General features: G+C 67.0%; 9 protein-coding genes. All 9 read right to left on the bottom strand.

Going from position 1 to position 7,919, the window contains the following annotated elements:
- Positions 1 to 97, bottom strand: a 97-nt coding sequence (locus ASE76_RS19960; RefSeq protein ID WP_082448163.1) for a GTP-binding protein, incomplete at its 3' end; no start/stop codon positions are given.
- Positions 98 to 327: 230 nt separating this feature from the next.
- Positions 328 to 2,427 carry an elongation factor G gene (gene fusA / locus ASE76_RS08415; RefSeq protein WP_055837648.1) on the bottom strand — a complete coding sequence of 700 codons (2,100 nt, stop codon included), beginning with the start codon at positions 2,425 to 2,427 and terminating at the stop codon, positions 328 to 330.
- Between the two features lie 94 nt (positions 2,428 to 2,521).
- Positions 2,522 to 2,995 (bottom strand): 30S ribosomal protein S7, encoded by a 474-nt coding sequence (gene rpsG / locus ASE76_RS08410; protein ID WP_055837645.1) that lies wholly within the window; start codon positions 2,993 to 2,995, stop codon positions 2,522 to 2,524.
- Positions 2,996 to 3,147: 152 nt separating this feature from the next.
- On the bottom strand, positions 3,148 to 3,525 hold the full coding sequence (gene rpsL / locus ASE76_RS08405; protein WP_055837642.1) for a 30S ribosomal protein S12: 378 nt from the start codon (positions 3,523 to 3,525) through the stop codon (positions 3,148 to 3,150).
- A 147-nt stretch (positions 3,526 to 3,672) separates the two neighbouring features.
- Positions 3,673 to 4,848, bottom strand: a complete 1,176-nt coding sequence (locus tag ASE76_RS08400; protein ID WP_055837639.1) for a D-alanyl-D-alanine carboxypeptidase family protein — start codon at positions 4,846 to 4,848, stop codon at positions 3,673 to 3,675.
- Positions 4,849 to 4,901: 53 nt separating this feature from the next.
- Entirely contained in the window at positions 4,902 to 5,534 is a 633-nt protein-coding gene (locus tag ASE76_RS08395) for an alpha/beta hydrolase (RefSeq protein ID WP_055837636.1), read from the bottom strand.
- A gap of 84 nt (positions 5,535 to 5,618) precedes the next feature.
- Positions 5,619 to 5,987, bottom strand: a complete 369-nt coding sequence (locus ASE76_RS08390; protein ID WP_055837632.1) for a ferredoxin — start codon at positions 5,985 to 5,987, stop codon at positions 5,619 to 5,621.
- Positions 5,988 to 5,996: 9 nt separating this feature from the next.
- Positions 5,997 to 7,211 (bottom strand): VanZ family protein, encoded by a 1,215-nt coding sequence (locus tag ASE76_RS08385; protein ID WP_082448206.1) that lies wholly within the window; start codon positions 7,209 to 7,211, stop codon positions 5,997 to 5,999.
- 8 nt (positions 7,212 to 7,219) lie between these two features.
- Positions 7,220 to 7,657, bottom strand: a complete 438-nt coding sequence (locus ASE76_RS08380) for a CopD family protein (protein ID WP_055837629.1) — start codon at positions 7,655 to 7,657, stop codon at positions 7,220 to 7,222.
- Positions 7,658 to 7,919: the final 262 nt, after the last annotated feature.

The raw sequence follows: 7,919 nt of genomic DNA, 5'->3' as shown, positions 1-7,919 counted from the left end.
CGATCGCCGCCGTCAGCGTGGTCTTGCCGTGGTCGACGTGACCGATCGTGCCGACGTTGACGTGCGGCTTAGTACGTGTGAATTTCTCTTTTCCCATTTCCAACTCCAGATAAAGAACAGCCCGTGGTTTTGTTTAGGGTCTGCACCGTGTTGCTGATTCCCCCGCCACGGGCAACGGGGGGCACACAGTCGCAGACCGTTCAATCCAGTCCCGACAGACCATGTCTTCCCGCGGGACACCGCGGATCCGGCTCTGCCGGTCCGCCAGTGTCGCCCCCTGAAAGGGGGTCGGCGAAGACACGAAGTGCGAAGCCTGGGGGTTCAGCTTTACTTCGCGCGAGCCGCCATGATGGCTTCCGACACGTTGCGAGGAGCTTCGGCGTAGTGCTTGAACTCCATCGTGTAGGTGGCGCGGCCCTGGGTGGCCGAACGCAGCGTGGTCGAGTAGCCGAACATTTCCGACAGCGGGACTTCGGCCTTGATCGCCTTGCCGCCACCGACCATGTCGTCCATGCCCTGCACCATGCCGCGACGCGAGGACAGATCGCCCATCACGTTGCCGGCGTAGTCTTCCGGCGTCTCGACTTCCACGGCCATCATCGGCTCCAGGATCACCGGGCCGGCCTTGCGGCAGCCTTCCTTGAAACCGAAGATCGCGGCCATCTTGAACGCGAGTTCGTTCGAGTCCACGTCGTGGTACGAGCCGAAGTGCAGCGTGACCTTGACGTCGACGACCGGATAGCCGGCCAGCACGCCCTGGGTCACGGCTTCGTTGATGCCCTTTTCCACCGCGGGGATGAACTCGCGCGGCACCACGCCGCCCTTGATCGCGTCGACGAACTCGATACCCTTGCCCGGCTCGTTCGGCTCGATCTTGAGCACGACGTGGCCGTACTGGCCCTTGCCGCCCGACTGGCGCACGAACTTGCCTTCGGCTTCTTCGACCGTCTTGCGGATGGTTTCGCGGTAGGCCACCTGGGGCTTGCCGACGTTGGCTTCCACGCCGAATTCGCGCTTCATCCGGTCCACGATGATTTCGAGGTGGAGCTCGCCCATGCCCGAGATGATGGTCTGGCCGGACTCTTCGTCGGTCTTCACCCGGAACGAAGGATCTTCCTGGGCCAGGCGCTGCAGCGCGATGCCCATCTTTTCCTGGTCGACCTTGGTCTTCGGCTCGACGGCCTGGGAGATCACCGACTCGGGGAACACCATGCGCTCGAGGGTCACGATGGAGGTCGGATCGCACAGGGTCTCGCCGGTGGTCACTTCCTTCAGGCCCACGCAGGCGGCGATGTCGCCGGCGCGGATTTCGCTGACTTCTTCGCGGTTGTTGGCGTGCATCTGCACGATCCGGCCGATGCGCTCCTTCTTGCCGCGCACCGGGTTGTAGACGCTGTCGCCCTTGCTCAGCACGCCGGAATAGACGCGCACGAAGGTCAGCTGGCCCACGAACGGATCGGTCATCAGCTTGAACGCCAGTGCCGAGAACTTCTCTTCGTCGTCTGCCTTGCGGACGACCGGCGCTTCGTCTTCGTCGGTGCCCGAGACCGGCGGAATGTCGGTCGGAGCCGGCATGTAGTCGATGACCGCGTCGAGCATGGCCTGCACGCCCTTGTTCTTGAACGCGGAGCCGCACAGCATCGGCTGGATCTCGCAAGCGATGGTGCGCTGGCGGATCGCGGCCTTGATTTCCGCCTCGCTCAGGGCTTCGCCTTCGAGATACTTGTTCATCAGCTCTTCGCTGGCTTCGGCCGCGGCCTCGACCAGCTTTTCGCGGTACTCGTTGCAGACATCGACCAGGTCGGCCGGAATGTCGCGGTATTCGAAGGTCACGCCCTTGTCTTCGTCCCAGAAGATGGCCTTCATCTTCACCAGGTCGACGATGCCCTGGAACTTGTCCTCGGCGCCGATCGGGATCTGGATGACGACGGGGTTGGCCTTCAGGCGGTCGACCATCATCTGGCGAACGCGCAGGAAGTTGGCGCCGGTACGGTCCATCTTGTTGACGAAGGCCAGACGCGGAACGCGGTACTTGTTGGCCTGGCGCCAGACGGTTTCCGACTGGGGCTGCACGCCGCCGACGGCGTCGTAGACCATGACCGCACCGTCGAGCACGCGCATCGAGCGCTCGACTTCGATGGTGAAGTCGACGTGGCCCGGGGTGTCGATGATGTTGATGCGGTGTTCGTCGAACGTACCGGCCATGCCCTTCCAGAAGCAGGTGGTGGCGGCGGAGGTGATCGTGATGCCACGCTCTTGCTCTTGCTCCATCCAGTCCATGGTGGCCGCGCCATCGTGCACTTCACCGATCTTGTGGTTCACACCGGTATAGAACAGGATGCGCTCGGTGGTGGTGGTCTTGCCGGCGTCGATGTGCGCGGAGATACCGATATTGCGGTAGCGCTCGATGGGGGTCTTGCGGGACATGAAATTTACTCCGTTAACGGACGGAAGCCCGCCCACCGTTTTCGGTGGATCGGGCTTCCGGCCTGTCTATTGTGAGAGACGGCTGTGACAGTTCTTAGAAGCGGAAGTGGCTGAAGGCCTTGTTGGCTTCTGCCATGCGGTGCACTTCGTCGCGCTTCTTCATGGCGCCGCCACGGCCTTCGGTCGCTTCGAGCAACTCGTTGGCCAGGCGCTGGGCCATGGACTTCTCGCCGCGCTTGCGGGCGGCTTCCTTGATCCAGCGCATGGACAGGGCCAGGCGACGGACAGGGCGCACTTCGACGGGCACTTGGTAATTGGCACCGCCGACGCGGCGGGACTTCACTTCCACCATCGGCTTGACGTTGTTGATCGCAACGACGAAGGCTTCCAGCGGGTCCTTGTCAGGATTCTTCTTCTCGATCAGGTCGAGCGCGCCGTAGATGATGCGCTCGGCGACGGCCTTCTTGCCGCCTTCCATGATCACGTTCATGAACTTCGAGAGTTCGACATTGCCGTACTTAGGGTCGGGCAGGATTTCACGTTTGGGAACTTCGCGACGACGTGGCATTTTTCACCTCTTGTTTGCTTCAGTTGGCATCCTGGCGGACACCGCGAGAGCCAGCAGGACTCTCACTTACTCGACCCGGACATCGGGTCACTACGCTGCCTCTCCGCGCCACGCGGAAAACAGCACCTTGAATTCTGACGAAAGCGCAGGGCTTACTTGGCCTTGGGCTTCTTGGCACCGTACTTGGAGCGCGACTGCTTGCGATCCTTGACGCCTTGCAGGTCGAGCGAACCACGGACGATGTGGTAGCGCACGCCCGGCAGATCCTTCACACGGCCGCCGCGGACCAGCACGACGCTGTGTTCCTGGAGGTTGTGGCCTTCGCCGCCGATGTAGGAAATGACTTCGAAGCCGTTGGTCAGGCGAACCTTGGCGACCTTCCGCAGTGCGGAATTGGGCTTCTTGGGGGTGGTGGTGTACACGCGGGTGCACACGCCGCGGCGCTGCGGCGAGTTTTGCATCGCGGGGCTTTTCGACTTGGTCTTTTCGACCTCGCGGCCCTGACGCACGAGCTGATTGATGGTTGGCATTAAAAACGTCCCTAAACGTTTGACTTGAACGAAAACGTGAAACCCTTCGGAAATTCCGAAAAGCCTTCTAATGTAGCAGGCCCGACCTAGCGCGGCAAGGCCCAGGCCCTGCGGCGCGTAGGCCCTTCGCCACGCGCCGGCGGCCGATCACTTGATCCAGAGGCGGATCGAGTCCCAGCTGCGGCCGAGGAATCCGGCCAGCGGCACCGCCTCGAGCGCCACCAGCGGCACGTCGAGCAGCGGCTGGTCGGCCAGCGACACCTTCAGCGTGCCGACGGCCTGGCCCTTGTCGAAGGGCGCGACCAGCGGGTCGGGCCGCGAGACGTCGGTCTTGACCTTGCCGGCGCTGCCGGCGGGCACCGCGACCACGATCGCCTCGGGGCGGCCGAGCTTGATCGCGTTGCTCGTGCCCTTCCAGACGCTCGGCGTGACGACGGCCTGGTTGGCGTCGAACAGCTTGACGCCCTCGTAGGCGGTGTAGCCCCAGTTCAGCAGCTTCTGCGATTCGTTTGCGCGGGCGCTCTCGCCCGAGGCACCCAGCACGATGGAGAGCAGCCGGCGCTGGCCAACGCCCGGGAAATCGCGCCTGGCCGTCGCCACCAGGCAGTAGCCGGCGGCGTTGGTGTGGCCGGTCTTCAGGCCGTCGACCGTGGGGTCGCGGAACAGCAGGGTGTTGCGGTTGTGGCTGTTGCTGGCGGGCGTGCCGGGGTAGCGGTACTCCTTGAGCGCGTAGTAGCCGATGTACTCGGGGAAATCCTTCATCAGCCGGGTGGCCAGGATACCCAGGTCGCGCGCGGTGGTGGTGTGGCCGGGCTCGGTCAGGCCCTCCGGATTCTTGTAAGTGGTGTTCTTCATGCCCAGGACCTTGGCCTGGTCGTTCATCAGCTGCACGAAGCGCTCGGCGGTGCCGCCCACGCCCTCGGCCAGCGCCATGGTGGCGTCGTTGCCCGACTGCACGATCAGGCCCTTGAGCAGGTCTTCGACCGGCACCTGCATCTTCGGGTCGATGAACATGCGCGATCCCGGCATCTTCCAGGCGCGCTGGCTGACCGGCAGCGTCTGCTGCAGTGTGATCTTCTTGGATTTCAGCGCGTCGAAGATGATGTAGGCCGACATCAGCTTGGTGAGCGAGGCCGGCTCGACCGGCATCTCGGCATCCTTCTGGGCGAGCGTCTGGCCGGCGGTGACGTCGAGCAGCAGGTAGGCGCGCGCGGCGATCTCCGGGGCCTGGGGCGCCTGGGCGAAGGCCGGCGACGCGGCGAGGAACGGTGCGGCGAGCGCGGCGAAGACGAGCGCGCGGAGCGACGGCAGGAAGCGGGTCATGGGAGGCAGGGGGTCTCGGGCAGGGCGTCGGAGGAAGAACGCAGGTGTGGCACTCAGGGCGCTAGCAGGTGGCGCACCACCAGCCCCTTGAGCAGCGGCAATTGTCCGTGAAAAAAATGGCCGCCACCGGGAACGACGGTCACAGGAAGTGTCTGCGGCCGCGCCCAGTCCATCACGTCGGCGAGCGGCACCGTGTCGTCGTGCTCGCCGTGGATGACCAGGGTGCGCTCGTGCGCGGCCGGCGGCACCGGCGCCACCGCGAAGCGCGAGGTGGCGGTGCCGACGAAGACAATCTTCTCGACCGGCCGGCTGTCCCAGAGCGCGGCGATCGCCTGGCTGGCGACGAAGGAGCCGAAGGAGAAGCCCGCCAGCGCCAGCGGACCGTCGGCCGCGGCCTGGTCGATCACCGCGCGCAGGTCGTCGGCCTCGGCGCGGCCCTCGTCGTAGACGCCGGCACTGGCGCCCACGCCGCGGAAGTTGAAGCGCACCGCCGTCCAGCCGCACTGCACGAAGGCGCGCGCCATCGTCTGCACCACCTTGTTGTCCATCGTGCCGCCGAAGAGCGGATGAGGATGGCAGATGACGACCGTGCCGCGCCCGGGCGTGCCGGCTTCGGGCGCATCGCGTGCCGCCTCGATCGCGCCGGCGGCGCCGGTGAGTTGCAGGGCCTGGGTCTGGGCGTTCATCGGCATACTATTAATTTGATAGCTGAAGGCCGGCGTGGGACGCCGGCTGCAGGCACTTTCGGCTTGAATCGGGAGAAGAGCGCGTCAGCGGCCGACGTCCGGCGGCAGCAGCAGCCGCTCGACGACCCGGCCGTTCTGGAGGTGCGAATCGACGATCTCGTCGATGTCGGACGCATCCACGAAGGTGTACCAGGTGCCCTCGGGGTAGACCACCGCCACCGGCCCGCCGGCGCAGCGGTCGAGGCAGCCGGCCTTGTTGACCCGCACCTTGCCGACGCCCGCCAGGCCGGCCGCCTTGACCCGCGACTTGCAGCGGTCGAAGCCGGCCTGCGCGTCGTGCACCGCGCAGCTGTCCTCGCCGCCCTTGCGCTCGTTGAGACAGAAGAAGATGTGGCGTTCGTAGTACGGGGGCTGCGCCGCGGGCGCGTTCGTCGTCGTCGTCGTGGAGCTCATCGCGCCATTCTAGGCAGCCGGGCGCCACCGCTGGCGCCGCGAGACCCGCAGCAGCAGCCAGCCGAGCGCCGCATACGGCCAGACCCAGCCGAGCCACTGCACCACGCCGTGGAAGCGGATGAAGCGGCCCTGCTCCCAGGTCTGCAGCGTCTGGGCGAAGTAGGCGCTGGTGGGCGCGTCGTTCAGCACGTTCAGGTGCACCACCAGCAGCAGCAGCGCCACCGCCGCGCAGCCGCGCCGCGGCACCGCCAGCGCGCCGATGCCCAGCACCACCGCCGTCGCCAGCCCCACCTGCACCGGAAAGCTCAGCCACACCCCGACGTGCGACGGCCCGTAGGTCAGCGCGGACGACAGCGCCGTCGCCGCCACGCCCGCCGCCAGCACCAGGGCCGAGGCCACCGCCCGCGCCCGCCAGCCCTGCACGATGCAGTTGGCCAGCAGCGCCGGCACCAGCGCGCCCAGGGTCACGCAGAGCAGTTCGGCGCCGGGGATCAGCGGCTGCAGTTCCACCTCGCGCATCGGCATCCATTCGAGGAAAGGCGTGTCCTCCAGCAGCAGGGCCAGCGCCTCCTCCAGCCGCTCCAGCACCTGGCCCAGGCCGAAGGGCACCGCCACCGGGAACAGCAGCGCGACCGGCCAGAGCGCCAGCAGCACCAGCGCGCCGCGGGATTCGGGCTCCAGCCAGCGGGCCCGCACCCGGTCCCAGCGGGCGATGGCGCCGAGCCATTCCAGTCCCCAGGCCACCGCCGCGCCGGCCGTGGCGCCGGCGGCGTTCAGCGCCAGGTCGACGTTGGACGGCACCCGCACCGGCATGTAGCTCTGCAGCGATTCGAGCAGCAGCGACAGCAGTGCGCAGGCCGCCACCGCCGTCAGCACGCCGCGCGGGCCGCGGCCGGTGCGCAGCGCGGCCAGCGCGGCCAGGAAGCCCAGCGGCGCGTAGCCCAGCACGTTGGAGGTGACGTCGAAGCCGGTCCACCAGCGCGGCAGCGGCGCGGTGAGAAAGGCCCAGGGCGCGATGCCCTGGTCGCGCCAGCCGTCGAACGGGTAGAGGCTGGCGTAGACCACCAGCACCGCATAGGCCAGCGCCAGCGGCCAGGCGGAGGTCTGGAGCCCGCGCCCCGGCCGGCCCGCCGGACCGGACCGCGCAGTCCCTTCGATGGTGTGCCCGGCAGCGCCCGCCGGGGCAGGCCCGTCCGGGGCCGCGGGAGGGGTCGGGGACGGCATGCGCGCCCCTAGAACGGCTTGACGACCACCAGCACCACGGCCGCCAGCAGCAGCGCCACCGGCACCTCGTTGAACCAGCGGTACCAGACGTGGCTGCGCCGGTTGCGTCCGACCGCGAACTTGCGCAGCAGCGATCCGCAGGCATGGTGGTAGCCGAGCGCCAGCAGCACGACGAAGAGCTTAGCGTGCATCCAGCCGTTGCCTTCCGAGGCTGGCCCGCGGCCGATGCCGTAGCCCAGGAACAGCCACAGGCCGAAGACCAGCGCCGGCACCGCCAGGAAGGTGGTGAAGCGCATCAGCTTGCGGGCCATCAGCAGCAGCCGGTCGCGCTCGGCATCGGAGCCGGCCGGCACCTGGGCCAGGTTCACTAAGATGCGGGGCAGGTAGAACAGGCCGGCGAACCAGCTGGCGACGAAGACGATGTGCAGCGATTTGACCCAGAGCATGGCCCGAGTGTAGGACCGCCCCGGCCGGACCCGCGCTGGCAAGGGGCAGAACGCGGGACAAAAAAAACCCGGCACATGGCCGGGTTGGGTAAACCTCGGGCCCGCAGGCGCGAAGTACCCGCTCAGGGAGGAAAAGCGGGGGACGACCTTGTCGCCCGGAAAGAAATGTAAGGATTAGTGCCACTTGTCGCAAGGCTCACTCCGACGAACGGTAAGCATGCGTCCCGTCCGCGCCGGAACGGCCCCTCGCCCCCGGCCCGCG

The sequence above is a fragment of the Xylophilus sp. Leaf220 genome, assembly GCF_001421705.1.
In the GTDB taxonomy this organism is placed as follows: Bacteria; Pseudomonadota; Gammaproteobacteria; order Burkholderiales; family Burkholderiaceae_C; genus Xylophilus.
This window is presented reverse-complemented; position numbering and strand designations above follow the sequence as displayed.

Excerpts from the sequence above, each read along its gene's own strand:
- rpsL (WP_055837642.1), bottom strand. The coding sequence starts at position 3,525 with ATGCCAACCATCAATCAGCTCGTGCGTCAGGGCCGCGAGGTCGAAAAG.
- ASE76_RS08390 (WP_055837632.1), bottom strand. The coding sequence starts at position 5,987 with ATGAGCTCCACGACGACGACGACGAACGCGCCCGCGGCGCAGCCCCCG.
- ASE76_RS08400 (WP_055837639.1), bottom strand. The coding sequence starts at position 4,848 with ATGACCCGCTTCCTGCCGTCGCTCCGCGCGCTCGTCTTCGCCGCGCTC.
- fusA (WP_055837648.1), bottom strand. The coding sequence starts at position 2,427 with ATGTCCCGCAAGACCCCCATCGAGCGCTACCGCAATATCGGTATCTCC.
- ASE76_RS08385 (WP_082448206.1), bottom strand. The coding sequence starts at position 7,211 with ATGCCGTCCCCGACCCCTCCCGCGGCCCCGGACGGGCCTGCCCCGGCG.
- ASE76_RS08395 (WP_055837636.1), bottom strand. The coding sequence starts at position 5,534 with ATGAACGCCCAGACCCAGGCCCTGCAACTCACCGGCGCCGCCGGCGCG.
- ASE76_RS08380 (WP_055837629.1), bottom strand. The coding sequence starts at position 7,657 with ATGCTCTGGGTCAAATCGCTGCACATCGTCTTCGTCGCCAGCTGGTTC.
- rpsG (WP_055837645.1), bottom strand. The coding sequence starts at position 2,995 with ATGCCACGTCGTCGCGAAGTTCCCAAACGTGAAATCCTGCCCGACCCT.